The 16,996-nt window shown below is 71.7% G+C and carries 13 protein-coding genes; 3 read left to right on the top strand and 10 right to left on the bottom strand.

Annotated features, from left to right (window positions below; all coding sequences use genetic code 11):
- Positions 1-36 precede the first annotated feature (36 nt).
- Positions 37-1,026, bottom strand: coding sequence for an ornithine carbamoyltransferase (argF, locus tag ACFXMF_RS22025; protein ID WP_360321974.1), 990 nt, complete (start codon positions 1,024-1,026; stop codon positions 37-39).
- Between the two features lie 211 nt (positions 1,027-1,237).
- Between argF and ACFXMF_RS22020 the strand changes: the two genes are divergently transcribed.
- Entirely contained in the window at positions 1,238-2,398 is a 1,161-nt protein-coding gene (locus tag ACFXMF_RS22020; protein WP_379989920.1) for a glutamate--cysteine ligase, read from the top strand.
- 62 nt (positions 2,399-2,460) lie between these two features.
- Here the strand turns inward: ACFXMF_RS22020 and ACFXMF_RS22015 are convergent, their stop codons facing one another.
- The 4 genes from ACFXMF_RS22015 to ACFXMF_RS22000 all read right to left on the bottom strand — a co-directional run bounded on the left by ACFXMF_RS22015 (position 2,461) and on the right by ACFXMF_RS22000 (position 5,731).
- A complete protein-coding gene (locus tag ACFXMF_RS22015) occupies positions 2,461-2,895 on the bottom strand; it encodes a VOC family protein (protein ID WP_360321980.1) in 435 nt (144 codons plus the stop codon).
- 344 nt (positions 2,896-3,239) lie between these two features.
- The gene (locus tag ACFXMF_RS22010; protein WP_360321983.1) at positions 3,240-3,884 is read right to left on the bottom strand and encodes a dihydrofolate reductase family protein; all 645 of its coding nucleotides are present in this window, start codon (positions 3,882-3,884) and stop codon (positions 3,240-3,242) included.
- A gap of 338 nt (positions 3,885-4,222) precedes the next feature.
- On the bottom strand, positions 4,223-4,879 hold the full coding sequence (locus ACFXMF_RS22005; RefSeq protein ID WP_379991966.1) for a tetratricopeptide repeat protein: 657 nt from the start codon (positions 4,877-4,879) through the stop codon (positions 4,223-4,225).
- Positions 4,880-5,176: 297 nt separating this feature from the next.
- Positions 5,177-5,731 (bottom strand): peptidoglycan-binding domain-containing protein, encoded by a 555-nt coding sequence (locus ACFXMF_RS22000; protein ID WP_360321989.1) that lies wholly within the window; start codon positions 5,729-5,731, stop codon positions 5,177-5,179.
- A gap of 430 nt (positions 5,732-6,161) precedes the next feature.
- Between ACFXMF_RS22000 and ACFXMF_RS21995 the strand changes: the two genes are divergently transcribed.
- Positions 6,162-7,982, top strand: a complete 1,821-nt coding sequence (locus tag ACFXMF_RS21995) for a sugar-binding protein (RefSeq protein ID WP_379991965.1) — start codon at positions 6,162-6,164, stop codon at positions 7,980-7,982.
- A 259-nt stretch (positions 7,983-8,241) separates the two neighbouring features.
- On the top strand, positions 8,242-9,414 hold the full coding sequence (locus ACFXMF_RS21990; RefSeq protein ID WP_379991964.1) for an ATP-binding protein: 1,173 nt from the start codon (positions 8,242-8,244) through the stop codon (positions 9,412-9,414).
- Between the two features lie 100 nt (positions 9,415-9,514).
- Here the strand turns inward: ACFXMF_RS21990 and ACFXMF_RS21985 are convergent, their stop codons facing one another.
- From ACFXMF_RS21985 to ACFXMF_RS21965, 5 genes are read right to left on the bottom strand one after another with little or no spacing between them, the layout of a single operon-like run.
- The gene (locus tag ACFXMF_RS21985; protein ID WP_379991963.1) at positions 9,515-11,557 is read right to left on the bottom strand and encodes an acetoacetate--CoA ligase; all 2,043 of its coding nucleotides are present in this window, start codon (positions 11,555-11,557) and stop codon (positions 9,515-9,517) included.
- Complete coding sequence (locus tag ACFXMF_RS21980) at positions 11,554-12,423, bottom strand: fumarylacetoacetate hydrolase family protein (protein ID WP_360322000.1); 870 nt, start codon at positions 12,421-12,423, stop codon at positions 11,554-11,556. Before ACFXMF_RS21980 ends, ACFXMF_RS21985 begins: the two co-directional genes overlap by 4 nt.
- Positions 12,424-12,433: 10 nt before the next feature.
- On the bottom strand, positions 12,434-12,817 hold the full coding sequence (locus ACFXMF_RS21975; RefSeq protein WP_379991962.1) for a Dabb family protein: 384 nt from the start codon (positions 12,815-12,817) through the stop codon (positions 12,434-12,436).
- Positions 12,814-16,335 carry an indolepyruvate ferredoxin oxidoreductase family protein gene (locus ACFXMF_RS21970; RefSeq protein ID WP_380017694.1) on the bottom strand — a complete coding sequence of 1,174 codons (3,522 nt, stop codon included), beginning with the start codon at positions 16,333-16,335 and terminating at the stop codon, positions 12,814-12,816. Before ACFXMF_RS21970 ends, ACFXMF_RS21975 begins: the two co-directional genes overlap by 4 nt.
- A 58-nt stretch (positions 16,336-16,393) precedes the next feature.
- Entirely contained in the window at positions 16,394-16,993 is a 600-nt protein-coding gene (locus ACFXMF_RS21965) for a VOC family protein (RefSeq protein ID WP_360322009.1), read from the bottom strand.
- Between the last annotated feature and the right edge of the window lie 3 nt (positions 16,994-16,996).

Raw genomic sequence — 16,996 nt, 5'->3', positions numbered from 1 at the left:
GGCCCACCCCCGCGGAGCCGGGCGGGCCGGTTCACCTCACCCGCGCGCCCGGGAGCCCGTGACGAGGGTGTGGAGGACGGCTTGGCTGGTGGGGAGTCGGTTCGCGGCTTGGCGCCAGGCGAGGCATCGGGGGCCGTCGAGAACGTCGGAGGTGATCTCCTCGCCGCGTACCGCCGGCAGGCAGTGCAGGACGGTGGCCTCGGCGTCGGCGTGGGCAAGGAGTTCGCGGTCGACCCGGTAGGACGCGAACACCCGGGCGCGTAGCGCGCTTTCGTTCTTCCTGTCCATCGGGACCCACACCTCGGCGTAGACCGCGCGGGCGCCGCGGACCGCCTCCGCGGGCTCGATGACCACGTTGACGGAGCCGCCGGTCGTCCGCATCGTCGCGCGGGCCCGGGCCAGGACGTCCGGGTCGGGGTCGTACCCGGGCGGGTGGGCGATGTTCAGGTGCATTCCGGTGGCGGCGCACGCCTCCGTGAACGAGTTGCAGGTGTTGCCTCGGGCGTCGCCGACGAATGCCGCGGTCAGTCCGCGGAGGCTGCCGAAGTGCTCGGTGAGGGCCAGGAGATCGGCGAGCGACTGGCACGGGTGGTGCGTGTTCGACAGGGCGTTGACGACCGGGATCGAGGCGTGGTCGGCGAGTTCCTCGACCACGTCGTGCCCGTGGGTGCGCACGGTGACGGCGTCGAGGTAGGAGGAGAGCACCCGGGCGGTGTCCGCGACGGACTCACCGTGTCCGAGTTGCATCTCTTCTCGGCTCAGCAGCACGGCGGTCATGCCCAGCCGGTGGGCGGCGACGGCGAGCGAGACACGGGTACGGGTCGAGGGCTTCTCGAAGACGCAGCCCACGGCGCCGCCGCGCAGGGTGTCCTGCCAGCCGAGGGGGTCCTGTTTCATTCTCCGTGCCAGTTCCAGGATGTCGACCAGCGCGGTCGGCTCCAGGTCCGCGACCCGCAGCAGGTCCTTCGGCGTGGCGTCGCGGCCGGCGGGCTCGGACGGGCTCGTCGACGTGTGCACGTTCGTCATCGCACGCCTTCGGGTCGGGAAAGGGGTCGTCGCTCCGACCAGCATGCGATGCGGCCGTCGTCGGGGCATGCCGGCGGACGCGGTCGGGTGAACATGGGCCGGATCGGTGGTCTTCGTGTCGACCACGACGCCAGGGGGCACCGTCTCGCCGAACACGGGTCCGCGGCGCATGGCGCAGCGCGGGCGTCCGGGCGAAGGGACGGCACACGAGATGGCGGCAACCACGGACGGTCCCACGATGGGTGTCGAGGAGGAGTACTTCCTCGTCGACCCCGCCGACGGCACCGTCGCGACCGGCGGCTCGCGCGTCCTGGCCCGGGCCCGGGGCACGCTCGGCGACCTGGTCTCGGGCGAATTGACCGAGTACCAGATCGAGGCCAAGACCCCACCGTGCGCCGGTCTGGGCGAACTGGCGTTCCATCTGGCCCGGATGCGCGCCGCCGTGGTGCACGCGGCGGGCGCCGAGGGCTTGGCGGTGGCCGCGTCGGGCACCCCGATCCTGGGGGCGCGCGAGCCGGTACCCATTCGCCCCGATCCGCGCTACCGCGACGGTCTGGAGGAGTTTCGCGCGCTGAACGACACCTACGCGCTGTGCGCCCTGCACGTCCACGTCCACGTGCCCGACCGCGAGCACGCGGTGCTGGTCTCCAACCACCTGCGACCCTGGCTGCCGACCCTGGTGGCGATGGCGGCGAACTCGCCGTTCTGGGCGGGCCGGGACAGCGGATACGCGAGTTGGCGCACGATCGCGGGAGCGCGGTGGCCGGTGTCCGGGCCGCCGCCGTACTTCTTCTCGCTCGAACACCACGATCAGCTCGCCGACACACTGCGCGAGAGCGGGGCGGCCCTGGGCGAGCGCACGCTGTTCTGGGACGTGCGTCCGTGTGCGCACCTGCCGACCGTCGAGATCCGCGCGATGGACGTCACCGCCGATGTCGACGAGACCGCCGCACTGGCCGTGCTGGTCCGGGCCCTGGTCCTTCGCGCCCTGGAACGTGTACGGCGCGGGGACCCGGGCCCGCCGTTGGCGGAGCCGGTGCTGCGGGCCGCTTACTGGCGTTCCGCCCGGGACGGATGGTCCGGCCACGGCCTGGACCCGTGCAGCGGGCGACTGCTGCCCGCCGCGACCCTGGTCCGGCGACTGCGCGACCACGCCCTGCCGGTGATCGAGGCGCTCGGCGAACTCCCGACGGTGACTGCGGTCCTCGACCGTCAGGCGAGCGCGGGCGGCGGTGCCGAACGCCAACGCGCGGCCTTCGCCCGCCGCCGCGACCTGCGCCACGTGGCGGACCACCTCGTCGCCCACACCGCACGCCCCGGCGAGGCCCCCACGGCCCTGCCGCATCCCGACCTCGTGCCACGATCGGGGTGAGCGTCACCACGGACGCCGGGGGTGCGGTGCCGGTCGAGGCCCCGGGCATCCGGGCCGGGCGCTCAGTCGAGACAGAACTCGTTGCCCTCGATGTCCTGCATCACGAGGCACGACTCGTTGTGCTCATCGGCAACCAGTAGCTGCACCCGGACCGCGCCGAGCGGGACCAGTCGTGCGCACTCGGCCTCGAGTGCGGCCAGGCGCTCCGCACCCACGAGTCCGGTGCCGACCCGCACGTCGAGATGCACCCGATTCTTGACGACCTTGCCTTCGGGAACGCGCTGGAAGTACAACCGCGCACCCACACCCGAGGGGTCGGCACAGGAGAAGGACGAATCCCGCTGCTCGGGGGGCAGCGAGCGATTGAAATCGTCCCAAGTGGCAAACCCCTGCGGCGGCGACGGTACGACGTACCCCAACACCTCGCACCAGAAACGAGCGAGGCGCTCGGGTTCCGCGCAGTCGAAGGTGACCTGAAACTGCCTGATCGACGTCATCCGCCCACCGTATGGGCGCGGGCCGTGCACCGAACCCCCGGGGGGTGTCGTCGGGGTGTGGTCCCGTTCCATTCGGCCTGGTGCTGGTGGCCGCCGGTTGGTCCGAGGCGTCCGACCGACCCCGACAACGCATACTCCCAGGCGATCGACGGCCGCGAGGAGGACCACCCCGAACGCGCGCTGTGCCGCGCCGCGTTCACCTCCTCCGATGCAATATGGGTCCGACGACTCCGCGACGACGAAGCCCTCTTGATCGAAACCGGGCTATACCCCGAAGTGTCGAGCCGCGTACCGCCCGGGGCCGCGTCGCGGCTTCCGGGCGGTACGCGTGCAGGGGGGTTGTGTCACTTTCGCCAGAACAGGTGGTGAGAGACGCCGCTCGGGCTGGGCACGACCTCCAGATGGAACCGGTCGAGCAACTCGTCGGGGGATCCCCACAGGCGTAGTCCGGAGCCGAGTTTCACCGGCGAGACCACCACGTGCATGGTGTCGACGAGGTCGGCGTCGAGGAACTCCCGGATGACGGTGACCCCGCCGCCGAGTCGCACGTCCTTGCCCTGCGCCGCCTCCCGCGCCTGTTCGAGGACGGTGGCCGGGTCGGCGTCGACGAAGTGGAACGTGGTGTCGGAGAGCGAGAAGGACGGACGCGTATGGTGGGTCATGACGAACACCGGGGTACGGAAAGGGGGTTCGTCGCCCCACCAGCCACGCCACTCGTAGTCCTGCCAGGGCCCGCGCTGCGGCCCGAACTTGTTGCGGCCCATGATCTCGGCACCGATGTTGTGGTTGTAGTCCCGCGTGAGGTAGTCGTCCAGACCTCGACTGCCTCCCGGGTCGGTACGCATGGGCCAGCTCGCCGTGGCACCGGCCCAGGCGAACAGCCGTGCGGGATCGACGTGACCGAACGGATGCTCGAGGCTCTGATCCTCACCGGCACCGATGCCGTCCTGCGAGATGTTGAAATTCTGGACTTTCAGTAGCTGAGTCACGTGTTCCTCCTGTGCTGACGACAACGGTGGCGGGTCCCCGTCCGGAAGCGGTCGGCGCCCCGACGGATGCCCTTCCCGCTGCGGATCCGCGCGGCTCGGCTCGGCCGATGTCGTTCGAACAGGCTCGACCGGGCTCGCGCGCGTTGCTTTCACGGGTGGGTCGGAGTCGACTTCCCGTTCTCGACATCGGGTCACGCGTTTTCCCGAAGAATCTTTCGGGCCCGCTCTTCACCACGGCCCGCCCGGCGCGGATCGGCCCGGCGAGTCGGGTCCCGGGCAACGGGCGGCGCAGCGCAACGGCCCGACCCCGGCAACGCGTGGTCGGGCCGTTGCCCCGGTCAGCGGATGTTCGCCTGGGCCTCCTCGATCTGGAGCACGATGTTGTGTGCCCCGTGCGCCCGCGCCGGCGTGTGGGCCTCGGCCAGGATGGCCGCCGCGTCGTCGTGGCGCCCCTCGGCGGCGGCGATGTAGCCCAGGCCCACCATGTTCGACGCGACGCCGTCGAGCAGTCCGATCTCCCGGCGAATCTCGGACGACGCGGTCAGGTGTTCCCGAGCCGACACCAGGCGACCGGCGGCGTGGTCGGCGATGCCCAGGTGCCGAAGTGCCTCGGCCCGGGTCTCCTGGTCCCCGACCCTCGCCGCGAGTTCGCGGGCGCGTTCGAGCAGGGGTACGGCCGTGTCGTGGTCGCGTCGTACGACCTGATGCACGATATCGATCCAGAACAACGACTCGCCTTCACCACGCACATCGCCCAATCCCCGGAACAACTCCAACGCGCGCTCGAAGGCCGCCAGTTCGGCCGGATCCTCGGTCTCGTCCCCGGCCCGCCGCGCCAGGAACCGGCCGTGTCGGATACGTCCGCGCGCAAGGGCCAACTCGGCCTCCACCGCGTCCAGTTCACCATCGGCCTGGTCGAGCGCCGGGTGCTCTCCCCCCATCACACTGCGCCGATAGAGGTCCTGGGACCGTTCGATCCGAGCGTCCACAACCATGCTTCGCCCCCGCGTCATCCGACCGTCGACGCGGGAAGCGCCCACAGTTCGTATCGAATGGATCCACGGCCACCACCGTACCCACGGACCGGACCGACGTCCCGACCTCGCACACACCGAGTGTGGCCTTGTCGAGGGACGAACGCCCGCGTGGTGTCCAGCGGTTGGCGAGGTGGCCTCGCACCGTCCGGGTGCACGCCGCCGTCGTGGCGCGGCGTGCACCCGGGTGTTCCCGCGCGCTCGCCCGGCCGGGCGAGAGTGTCGCGGACCGTCACGGCCTCGGTGGGCCCGGTCGAGTCAGGTGCACTTGTCGAACGTGGACTTCTCGTACCAGACGGTCTTCCAGTCCCCGCTGATCGACATGTTCCACTTGCCGTTCGAGGACCGCGAGAAGCTGATGTACTTGCCGTCGACCCCGACGTAACGGAAGCCGCCCTGGACGCCGCGGAGGAAGGTGGCGGCCTTGGTGAAGGTCTCACGGCCGACCTTGCCGTCGTCGTCCACATTCCAGTGCCGCTGCCACTTCACCGTGGCGTCCCTGGTCTTGCTCCCGAAGTGGCAGTCGATGTCCCCCCAGTTGAGGAAACCGTCCGCCCACAGGATCTGCTGCCACATCGCGGCCACGTTGCTGTTCGCGTAGGAGTTGGTCGCGATGACGCCCTCGTTGTTCCAGTCGTCCTGCCAGGCGCCGCTGCCGCTGATGGCGTCCTCCGACCCCGCAAGCGCGACGGAGCCGTCCGCCGGCGCGGCCGACGCATCGGCGTGGGCCGCCGTCGTACCGGACAGCGCCAGCACCGTCGCGGTGAAGGCGGTCACCGCCGCCACCGACAACCTGGTCCTTGTGTTCCTCACGGATGTACCCCCGGTCGATCGTGAATTCCGCGCCGCGCGATTGCGGCGCCGACGTCAGGATCCCCCGGGCCGTCGGCCCCGAGCGTCAACCCCGGGTTCGAGAGTCGCCCCCGACTTCGGCGGTATCCGGGCGCGTCCCTACCGTTCGGGTACCGCGATCGGGCGGGCCGGTCCGGTTCACCGTCGCCGGCGGCTTACGACCCGTCGGGGAGTCGGGATGCAACCGCGGTTCGTGCGATGAGCGGGCAATTGCTCCGGGCGGGTGGTGTGCACGCGGCATCCCGGCGAATCGATACACGTGGTTGGCGGCAGTGGTTGAGTGGACTCCTTCGCTCGGCCCGACGGCCGGCCGCCGCAGCCCCATCCGGAGCCGGGGCCCGCGTGACGGTCCGGTCACCGTCCCGTCCGACCGATTCGTCAGGAACATCGCATGACCACGTCCCGTGCCCACCGCCCGTCACGGCGACCGCGCCGGGTGCGGGCCGCACTGCTCGCCGCCGCCACCGCATTGGGCGTGGGCGCCGCCCTGTCCGGTGCGGTGGTTCTCGCGGACGGGACGCCGCCGATCGAGGAACGGGCGCACCACGACGTGCTGTTCGTCGGCGCCCATCCGGACGACGAGTACCAGTCCCTGGCCGCGTTCGGGCAGTGGAACGAGGACGACCACGTCAGCGTCGGCGTCGCCACCATCACCCGCGGCGAAGGCGGCGGCAACGCCGCCGGCCCGGAGGAGGGTGCCGCCCTCGGCCTCGTCCGCGAGACGGAAGAACGCCGAGCCGTCGAGATCGCCGACGTCCGCAACGTCTTCCATCTCGACAAACCCGATTTCTGGTACACCCTGTCCGCGCCGCTGACCGCCCGCGTCTGGGACGGCCCGCCCCGCCTCCCCGACACCCTCGAACGGCTCGTCCGGCTGATCCGCGCCACCACCCCCACCACCGTGGTGACGATGGACCCGCGCCCGTTCGACCAGCACGGCGGCCACCAGCTCGCCGGCCGCCTGACCATCGAGGCGTTCCGCCTGGCCGGCGACCCCGCCGCGTTCCCCACCCAGGTCACCCACGAGCGATACCGGCCCTGGCAGCCGACCCGATTGCTCACCCAGAACTGGGGCTTCCGCGGACCCACGGGGCCCGGCTGCGCCGGCGCCGACGTGCGCGACCCGGCCACCGGCCTGCACCAACTCGGCGTGTGGGAGGGCACGTTGTCCCGCCGACACGGCACCACGTGGGCCCAACAGGAACGCAACGCCCAACGCGTCTACCGCACCCAGGGCTTCGCGTCGATCCCCGCCGAGGTCGACACGCCCCGCCACCGGCTGGGCTGCGACTGGTTCTCCGTCCTCGCCGAGAACGGTGAACCCCTCCCCGCCCCGGTCGAACAACAGGGCGAACTGCTGCCCCTGTACGACGATTTCCGCGCCTGGGCCACCCGGGTCGGCCTGCCCTGGCTCGCCAACCGCGCCCAACCCGCCTATCCGCTCCCGCCGACCACCACGGTCCCGACCACGGCGCGGCCACCCGCCGTCGACGGTGTCGCCACACCGGCGGAATACCCCGGCGAACCGCTCACCCTGACGCACTGGCAGGGCGAGGTGTGCGCGTCGCCCGCCGACTGCTCCACCGTCGCGCGGTTTTCCCGCCACGCCGACGACCTCCATGTCGCGGTCGAGGTCACCGACGACGCACAGGGGGCCGCGCTCCCGACCGCGGACTGCAAGCGGCACTGGCGCACCGACTCCGTCGAAATCGCCGTCGACCCGCGCGGCGACGCCGACGACACCTCCACCACCTTCAAGGCCGCGATCCTCCCCTTCACCGCCGAAGGCCCGGCCTGCGCCGCCCGGGACGCCGACCAACACCAGGGCCCCGCCGCCGACACCGCCCCCGGCCTGCACTGGGCCGCCGGCACGCACCCGCGCGGCTATACCGTCGAGGTGAGGATTCCACTGTCCGCCCTGCCCGGCACCGTGAACCCCGCCGCGCTGCGCGCGAACGTCCTGGTCTACGACTCCGACACCCCGGACCGAACCGGCCGGGCCCGGCTCGCCTGGTCCACCTTCGGCAGCGCCCAGGCCGACCCGCACACCTGGGGACACACCCCGCTCGACGGGCCGGTCCTCGGACCGTCCGGCCCCAGCGAAGCGGTGATCCCCCTCAAAGCCACCGACAGCGCCGACTCGCCGGCAGCCGTCGAACAAAGCCACCGCACCGGAATCCCACTCGCGGTCGGCCCGTCGGGTCGTCGGTGAAGCGGACGGACGCGACGCTGGGGACCGGTCTGCGATACCGCGAAATTGGTGACCCTGTGTCCGCCGGAAACAGTGCCGCACACGGTCTCGACGGCCCCTCGGCCGCCCTCCGAAGCCGATCGCGGCCGTGGGGGTCGACCGCCTCCCGGCAGGCGCCGACGAGCCGCTGCACACCTCCGGCAAACAGCCTCCGACCTGGTCCTTTCCTGGGATTCGCCTACGCTGGGGACTTCCGCCGCACACCCTGGGAGGGAACATCGTGAGTGGGGAAGCCATCAGGTACGACGCCGCCGGTATTCAGGTGCTGGAGGGGTGGGAAGCCGTTCGGAAACGGCCCGGGATGTACATCGGCTCGACGGATGAACGCGGCCTGCACCACTTGGTGTTCGAGGTGGCCGATCGGGCGGTGAACGAGATCCTGGCCGCTCGTTCCGGCTCCATCGACATCACTCTCACGCCCGACGGGGGCGTGTGTGTCGCCGACGACGGGCCGGGCGTTCCCCTCGACCGAGCGGAGGGCTCCGGCAGTCCCGGGCTCGAAGCCCTGCTCACCGGCATGCATGTCGGGGCGAGACCCGGCGACCGCCGCGACGTGGCGCTCGGCTTCTGCGGCGTGGGGCCCGCCGTCGTCAATGCCCTGTCGCGCCGAATGACGGCCGAGGTACGGCGCGAGGGAGTGCGCTGGGTCCAGGAGTACGCGCGCGGCGTGGCCGTCACCCCGCTCACCGAGGCGGGGGCAACAACCGGTAGCGGGACTGCCATTGCCTTCCGGCCCGACACCGATATCTTCGGGACCGCAGCGTACTCGTTCGATCGGCTGGCCGAGCGCTTCAGGGAACTGGCCTTCCTGAACCGGAGTTTGGACATCTCGCTGACCGATCGGCGCGACCCGGCCGCGTCCCGGTCGGAGCGGTTCCGATTCCCGGGCGGGGCACGGGACTTCGTTGTCTTCCTCGACGGCCACCCGACCGAGCCCGCGCCCACGGACGTCATCGCCTTCGAGCACGAGGACCCGCGGATGGCGGGGGTGCTGGAGGTGGCCTTCCGTTGGCACGGCTCCCGCGAGGGACAGGTCCGGAGCTTCGTCAACAGTCGGCCCACCATCGACGGCACGCACGCGGGGGGCTTCCGCCACGGGGTGGTGGCCGCAGTCGACGCGTACGCACGGAAGCGACGGCTGCTCAAGGCAACGGACCCCGGCCTCGACACCGACCGGATCTGCGCCGGCCTGACGGCCGTCGTATCGGTGAAACTGGACCGTGTCGAGTTCGAGGGCGCCACGCTCGGCATGCTCGGCAATCCGGAAGTACACGGCTGCGTCGAACAGGCCGTCCGGGAACACCTCGGCAGGTGGCTGGAGGAACACCCGGAACGGGCCGCAGCCGTGCTCGACCGGATCATCCGGACGGACCACGGCGCCGACGACGATTGACCGACCGCGGACCGCCCCGCCGGTGTCCACCTTTGGGCGGGACCGACGGGGCGACCGACGACGCCGGTGCCCCGGCCGGGTCGTCGGGGAATGGCCGGGGTCAGTCGGTGTCGGGGTGGCCGGTGTGTCGACCGGCCAGGCCGAGGTACCAGGCCAGGAGTGTGGGCTCGTCCACGCCGGCGGGGTCCACGGCCTCGTCGACGGGTGTGCCCTGAAGGATGCGCTTGATCGGGATTTCGAGCTTCTTTCCGGTGCGGGTGTGCGGGATGCCGGGGACGGCGTGGATGTCGTCGGGCAGGTGACGGGAGGAGACCTCGTCGCGGATCACCGCGTGGATGCGGGCCCGCAGGGCGGAGTCGAGCCGGGCGCCCGCGGCGAGGGTGACGAAGAGCGGCATCCAGTAGGCGCCGTCCGGACCGTCCACGCCGACCACGAGCGCCTCGACGATCTCGGGGAGTGCTTCGACGGCCTGGTAGATGTCGGCGCTGCCCATGCGCACGCCGTTGCGATTCAAGGTGGCGTCGGAGCGGCCGTGGACGAGGATGCCGCCGTGGGCGGTGACGGTGATCCGGTCCCCGTGCGTCCACACGCCCGGGTGGGTCGCGAAGTAGGCGCGGTGGTACCGGGATCCGTCGGGGTCGGCCCAGAAGGACACCGGCATCGAGGGCATCGGTTTGGTGATCACGAGTTCGCCGGGTCGATCCAGCACGGCCTGCCCGGACCCGTCCCACGCCGCCAGGGCCACGCCCAGACACGGCGCCGAGATCTCGCCGGCGCGGACGGGTACGGTCGGCACGCCGCCCGCGAAGCCGGTCACCACGTCGGTGCCGCCCGTGGTGGAGACCACCCGCACACGCGGCGAGACGTGTTCGGCCACCCAGTGGTGCGCCGAGGCGGGCAGGATCGCCCCGGTGGACCCCAGCAGCCGCAGCCGGGACAGGTCGTGGTCGATACCGGGACGGGTGTCGGCCCGGGCGCAGGCGAGCAGGTACGCCGGGCTGGTGCCCAGGACCGTGACGCCCAGGTCGGCCGCCACCGCCCAGAGCCCGTCGGCACTCGGCCGAGTCGGACTGCCGTCGTGGCACACCGTCGTCGCACCCGTGAGCAACGCGGAGACCTTGAGGTTCCACATCATCCAACTCGGCGTGGTGTACCAGAGGAAGCGGTCGCCCGGACGCAGGTCGAAGTGCAGCGAAAGGGTTTTGAGGTGCTCCAGCAGGACTCCTCCGTGGCCGTGCACGATGCCTTTGGGCAGACCCGTGGTGCCGGAGGAGAACAGGATCCACAGGGGGTGCTCGAACGGAACGGCCACGGGCCGCAGGACGTGCTCGCCGGCACTCGCCTCGGCCCAGGTCAGGGTCTGCTCGGAGACCGGGCGATCCGCGGGATCCGCGGCTTCCCCCGAGTCCGCGAGTCGCTCGACCACGATGGTGGCACGCAGGTTCGGCAGGCCCGCGCGCAGCCGGGCCACCGCCGAGCGCCGATCCTGCGTCCTGCCCCCGTGGCGGTATCCGTCCGCGGTGACCAGGACGACCGGGTCGAGCTGCGCGAAGCGGTCGCGGGCGGCGGTCGGAGCGTAGTCCTGGCCGCACACCGACCAGGTCGCGCCCAGGCTCGCGGTGGCCAGGAACGCGATCACCGTCTCGGCGATGTCGGGCAGGTAGCCGACCACGCGGTCGCCGCGGCCGACGCCGAGCCCGTGCAGGGTCGCCGCGACGGCCGCCACCTGGCGACGCAGCTCCGCCCAGGAGAGTTCGCGGCGCACGGCGGTGCCGCCGTGGTCGGGCCCCGGCTCGCCCGTCTCGACGACGGCGGGCGTGTCGGGCGTGGCGTACCGGAAGACGTGGTCCACGTAATTGAGCGTGGCGCCGGGGAACCAACGCGCGTACGGCATCGGGTCGTCGGTGAGCACCTCGGCACCGACGCTCGCCGCCCGGATGTCGAACCAGGCCCAGACCGCGGCCCAGAATTCCGACAGATGCTCCGTCGACCAGGTCTGTAGCGACCTGTAGTCGGACATCGGTTCGGCGTATCCCTCGGCCGTGAGCCACCGGGCGAACGCGGTGATGTTCGCGGCCTCGACGCTTTCCCGGTCCGGCGACGGGCGGGCGGTGGTCGGCTCGGGGTATCGGTCGAGGGTCATCGGGCCGGCTGCCGGGCGATCAGTGGATTGCGTAGCTCGCCGATGCCCTCGATGCGGCTGACCAGGGTCTCCCCCGGGCGCAGGAACCTGGGTGGGGTCCGGGCCGCGCCCACCCCGGCGGGGGTGCCGGTGAAGATCAGGTCGCCGGGGAGCAGCGGGCAGAACATCGAGAGCCTGGAGACGAGTTCGGCGACCGGGAAGATCATCCGGGCCGTCCGGTCGGCCTGGAGCACCTCGTCGCCGATCGAGCAAGCGATGCCGAGGTCGTCGGGATCGTCGAACTCGTCGGGAGTCACCAGCACGGGGCCGATCGGGCCGAATCCCGGATACGACTTGGCCAGGGCGAGTTGCAGCACCGGCAGGCTGAACTGCACGGCCCGCTCGGACAGATCCTGCCCGACCGTCAGGCCCGCGACATGGGCCCAGCCGTCCGCGACCGCGACGTGGTCGGCGCGTCGGCCGATCACCACGACCAGTTCCACCTCCCAGTCCACCGCCTCGCTCGGCAGCGTCACCGGGTCGTGCGGGCCGGTCAGGCAGCCGACGAACTTGCCGAACACCAGCGGGTCGGCCGGTGCCTCGATGCCCGCCTCGTCGGCGTGTTCGTGGTAGTTGGCCCCGATCGCGAACACCTGCCGAGGACGCGCCACCGGCGGCCCGACCCGGCGGTCGCCCAGGGGCACCGCGCTCGCGGGGTCGACCGTGTCCGCCCAGGCGCGAAACGTGTCCCACTGTTCGAAGAGCGAATCCGGTTCGGCCGGAAACCGGCCCGCGCTTGCCGTGTGCACGTCGATCGTCGCGTCGCCGGCGCCTTCGTGGGCCGGGACGAGGAGGCTTGCTCGTCCGTCGAGTGTGATCATCCGCATGATGCCCTCCTCAACCCACGGGTTCGGCGCCGGCGAGCGGGAACTGGATCCGGTGGACCGAGGCCACCAGCGGAGCCAGCCGCGCGGACACCCGGACGTGGGCCGGGTGTTCGACGAAGCGGTCCAGCGCATCGACGTCGGCGAAGACCGCGGTCATCGCGAAGTCGGCGTTGTCCTCGCGCAGTCCCAGGTCGGCGCCCGCCCGAACATCGCGGATCCCGGGAATCTCCTCGGCGAACCGCTCGACGGCGGTCCGGATCCCGGCGATGTCCGACGCGCTCACGTCGGGCTTCCAGGTGGCGAGCACCACGTGCATCAACATGGTCTTCCTCGTCTCGTTCTCGCGATGGTCGGTCTCGAACAGGGCGGTTCCGTGGCCATCGATGCCGCTCACGCGTCACCTGCGGACAGTTGCTCGCGCAGCGCGCGAGCGCGGTCCCGGAAGCGTTCGACGCCCGCGAGCTTGATCTGCTCGTAACCACGCACCACGTCGGGCAGATCGCAGAGTTCGGCGACCAGTTCGCGCGACCGCGGGGTGAGCACCCGCAGCCCTTCCTCGACGTGGTCGAGGTATTCGCCGATCAGCGCCCGCTCGGTGCGCCGGACCGGGCCGAGGCCCATCGGATCGAACCTGCTGCCGCGCAACCGCCGTGCGCCGTACAGGACTCGAAACAGGGGTGTGCTCCACGGGCCGAGCTTGATCTTGCGTTGCATGCCCATCGCGCGCAACACCGGCGGGTGCAGGTGGACGGCGAAGCGCGAGCCCGCGGGCAGCGTCTCGATCATCCGCAGATGCAGCCGGGCGACCTCGTACTCGTCCTTGTAGGCCATCAGCTTGAACAGGCCCCGCGCCACGGCTTCGCCGACGGCGGTGGAACCGGGCACGCGCCGCGACTCGATCTCGTGGGCGTGCGCGACGAATTCGAGGTATCGACGGGCGTATCCGGCGTCCTGATAGGCGATCAGTTCCGGAACTCGAATCTCCAGAAGCCGGCGCAGCTCGCCACCCTCGGCGGCGACTCGGTCGATCATGGCCGCGACGACCGGATCCGGGACCATGCCCGGATCGGCCGGATCCAGGGCCCGCCGCACGACCTCCGGCATGGCCACCACCGCGCGACCCCACGCGAACGCGGCCAGGTTCTGCTCGACGGCGGTGCCGTTGACCCGGAACGCCTCCCGCATCGAGTCCAGCGAGATCGGCAACATGCCGTGCTGCCAGGCGACGCCCAGCATGATCACGTTGGTCGGCATGTGGTCGCCGAACACCCGCTCGGCGAGCGCCCGGGCGTCGCAGTAGAGGTTGTCCGCGCGGCGCGTGCACGCGTCGACCACGGCCCTGGCAGCCGCCGGATCGGGGGCCGGCGCGCTCACGTCCACGGCCATCCGGCCGGTGGGCACGATGCTGTCGCAGACCACGGCGATCGTGTGTTCGGCGCTCGCGTTGGCCAGGTTCGCGGCGGACGCGGTGCCGAGCAGGTCGAGCCCGAGCAGCAGGTCGACCGCGCCGATCGACACGGTCGCCGACTCGGTCACCGGGCCGGCGGCGATCCGCAGGTCCGACACCACCGGTCCGGCCTTTTGGCTGAGCCCGGTCTGGTCGAGGCCGCCGGTGTGCAGGCCGTCGAGGATCGCGGCGGCGCCGAGCACCTGGGCGACGGTGACCACGCCGGTGCCGCCGATGCCGACCATCCGGACCCGGACGTCGGCGGCGGGCAGTCGAAACCGCGGCAGCGGCAGGTCCGCGTCGTCGGGTCGCGTCGGCCGCGGCTCGGCCGGTGCCGTGCCCGCGTTTCGGCCCGGCGTCACCGTCAGGAAGGACGGGCAGTCGCCCCGCAGGCAGGAGAAGTCCTTGGTGCACGACGACTGGTGGATCCGGGTCTTGCGGCCGAACTCCGTGTCCACCGGCTCCACCGACAGGCAGCCCGAGACGTCGCCGCAGTCGCCGCAGCCCTCGCAGATGCGCTCGTTGACGAGCACCCGCTCGGCCGGGTCCGGGAGTTCGCCGCGCTTGCGCTTGCGGCGCTTCTCGATCGCGCACAGTTGGTCGTGGATGAGCACGGTCACACCGGGGATCTCGGCGAGTTCGCGCTGTACGTCGGCCAGTTGCTCACGCGGACGCACCCGCGCGATCCGGGCCAGGCGTACCCGGCGGTAGCGCCTGGTGTCCTCGGTAGTGATCACGATCCGCCGTACGCCCTCGGCTTCGAGCAGGCGGGTGATCGCGGGTACGGACAACTTGCCCGGCGCGCTCTGCCCGCCGGTCATCGCGACGGCGTCGTTGTACAGGAGCTTGTAGGTGATGTCGACGCCCGCCGCGACGGCGGCCCGGATGGCCAGCGAGCCGGAGTGGGCGAAGGTGCCGTCGCCGAGGTTTTGGATCAGGTGCCGACGGCTGACGAAGGGGGCCATCCCGATCCACTGCGCGCCCTCCCCGCCCATCTGGGTGACACCGGTGATCTCGCCGTGGCCGGCCTGGTTGACCATGACCATGCCGTGGCAGCCGATGCCCGCGCCCACCAGTGCGTCGTCGGGGGTCTTGGTCGAGGTGTTGTGTGGGCAGCCGGAGCAGAAGAACGGCGTGCGTTGGTCGATCAGCGGCAGGGTGCGCCGCCGGACCGTCTCCGCCTGTGCCAGGCGCGGATGCGGCAACGGCACGTCGGTGTGCACCGCCAGCCGGGCCGCGACCACCCGGCCGACGGAGGTCGCGTCCAGCACGCCGGCCCCGGGCACCAGCGGCGCCCCGCGCTCGTCGCGCCGGCCGGTCACCCTGGGCGGCGTCGGCGTCGCGTACAGCGCCTCCTTGACCGACCGTTCCAGGAACGGCCCCTTCTCCTCCAGGACGAGCACCTCGGCCAGGCCGGCGGCGAAGTCGCGGACCGCGTCCTCGTCGAACGGGTGGATCAGCTCGACCTTGAGGATCCGCACCAGCCCCTCGTCGATGCCCAGATGCCCGATCGCCTGCATCAGGTCGTAGTAGGCGGTGCCGGCCGTGACGATGCCCAGCTTGGCGTCCGGCGCCGGGTGGGTGAGGCGGCTCAGGCCGTGGCGTCGGCCGTAGGCGCGGGCACGTTCGAGGCGGGTCTCGACCAGGTCGCGTTCCAGTTCCACGAGCCTGGGCCCGATCATCAGCGCGTCGGGTCGATGCGGCTTGCCCGCCGGCGGCTCCGGGTGGAAACGGTCGGCGCCCACGGCCACCGTCGCGGTGGCGTCGGCGACGCGGGTGACCACCTTCAACGCGGTCCACAGGCCCGAGTCGCGCGAGCACGCGATGGCGTGCCGGCCGAGGTCGATCAGCTCCTGCACGTTGCCCGGGTGCAGGACCGGCACGCCCAGCGCGGCCAACATCGCCTCGGAGGCCCCGGGGACGGTGGAGGACTTGGCGGCCGGGTCGTCGCCGACCAGCATGAGTACGCCGCCGGCCCCGGCGCCGACCAGATTGCCGTGCCGGATCGCGTCGGACGCTCGATCCAGCCCCGGCGACTTGCCGTACCAGACCCCCAACACACCCTCGACCGTGTGCGAGGGAAGCGTCGCCGCCAACTGGCTGCCGGCCACCGCGGTCGCGGCGAGCTCCTCGTTGACCGCGGGGCGGAAGACCACGCCCAGGTCCGCGACCAGCGCGCGTTGTCGGTCGAATTCCAGGTCGACGGTGCCCAGCGGGGAGCCCTGGTATCCGGACACGAACGCGCCCAGCCCGGCTCCCGGCACGGCGTCGGCGCGGCCCAGGTCCGCTCGGCGTTGGTCCAGGATCAGCCGGACGAGCGCCTGTACGCCGGAGAGGAACACCTGCCCCTCGGGCTCGGTGTAACGGCCCGTCAGGCCGGCGCGGCGGACGACCGTCGCCGTCGGCTCCGCGGCCGTCACGTCCGCGGCCGTGGCTTCCGTGGCCGTCGCATCTGTGGCCGTCACTTCGATCCTTCCCGAATCTCGCGGACGAATCGCCGCCCGCACCCGTGGTTCCGGCGCATCAGTCGGCCGACACCGGGTGGGCGGGGCGGTCGGAGCCCAGCGCCGCCAGCGGGTGGCTCATCTCGGGGCCGGCCAACGCCCAGGTGCGGCCGGTGAGCACCGTGGTGGGGGTCCCGCCGGCGTAGTCCGTCAGGAGTCGCTCGGGGTCGAACGCCGGTCCGATCGGGTCGGCGGTGAACTCCGGCCCGGCCAGGTACTCGTTCACCTGCGCCGTGGTCGCGAAGACGTCGATCTGCAACTCGACCAGGTTGCCGTCCGGGTCGCGGTAGTACAGCGAGGTCGTGGGGCCGTGCGCGACGCACACGTGCGGACGGATGCCCGCCTCGCGCAACTCCACGTAGCGGTCCAGCAGATCGGTGAGCGAACCGAACGTGTAGGCGGCGTGTTGCATGCCCACGGTCAGCGGGGTGCGCTCGGTGAGCTCGATCGGCGCGCCGATCAGCGCGAGCCGGTGGTGCTCCTCGTCGAAGGTCAGGAACGTCACCTGGTCGGTGCGGTGCACGACATGGGCGCCGAGAACCCGGCAGTACCACGCGCACATCTCGTCCTTGCGATTGGTTTGCAGCACCACGTGCGCGAGGCGTTGGTTGGCGGCCACGAT

The sequence above is a fragment of the Embleya sp. NPDC059213 genome, assembly GCF_042754445.1.
Taxonomy (GTDB): domain Bacteria; phylum Actinomycetota; class Actinomycetes; order Streptomycetales; family Streptomycetaceae; genus Embleya.
Note: the sequence above shows the minus strand (reverse complement) of the source record. Positions and strands in the feature narration are given on the sequence as shown.

What these genes read in the sequence shown, in the direction of transcription:
- ACFXMF_RS22015 (WP_360321980.1), bottom strand. Translation starts at nt 2,895, where the DNA reads ATGACGTCGATCAGGCAGTTTCAGGTCACCTTCGACTGCGCGGAACCC.
- ACFXMF_RS21985 (WP_379991963.1), bottom strand. Translation starts at nt 11,557, where the DNA reads ATGACCCTCGACCGATACCCCGAGCCGACCACCGCCCGCCCGTCGCCG.
- ACFXMF_RS21980 (WP_360322000.1), bottom strand. Translation starts at nt 12,423, where the DNA reads ATGCGGATGATCACACTCGACGGACGAGCAAGCCTCCTCGTCCCGGCC.
- argF (WP_360321974.1), bottom strand. Translation starts at nt 1,026, where the DNA reads ATGACGAACGTGCACACGTCGACGAGCCCGTCCGAGCCCGCCGGCCGC.
- ACFXMF_RS22020 (WP_379989920.1), top strand. Translation starts at nt 1,238, where the DNA reads ATGGCGGCAACCACGGACGGTCCCACGATGGGTGTCGAGGAGGAGTAC.
- ACFXMF_RS21995 (WP_379991965.1), top strand. Translation starts at nt 6,162, where the DNA reads ATGACCACGTCCCGTGCCCACCGCCCGTCACGGCGACCGCGCCGGGTG.
- ACFXMF_RS22005 (WP_379991966.1), bottom strand. Translation starts at nt 4,879, where the DNA reads ATGGTTGTGGACGCTCGGATCGAACGGTCCCAGGACCTCTATCGGCGC.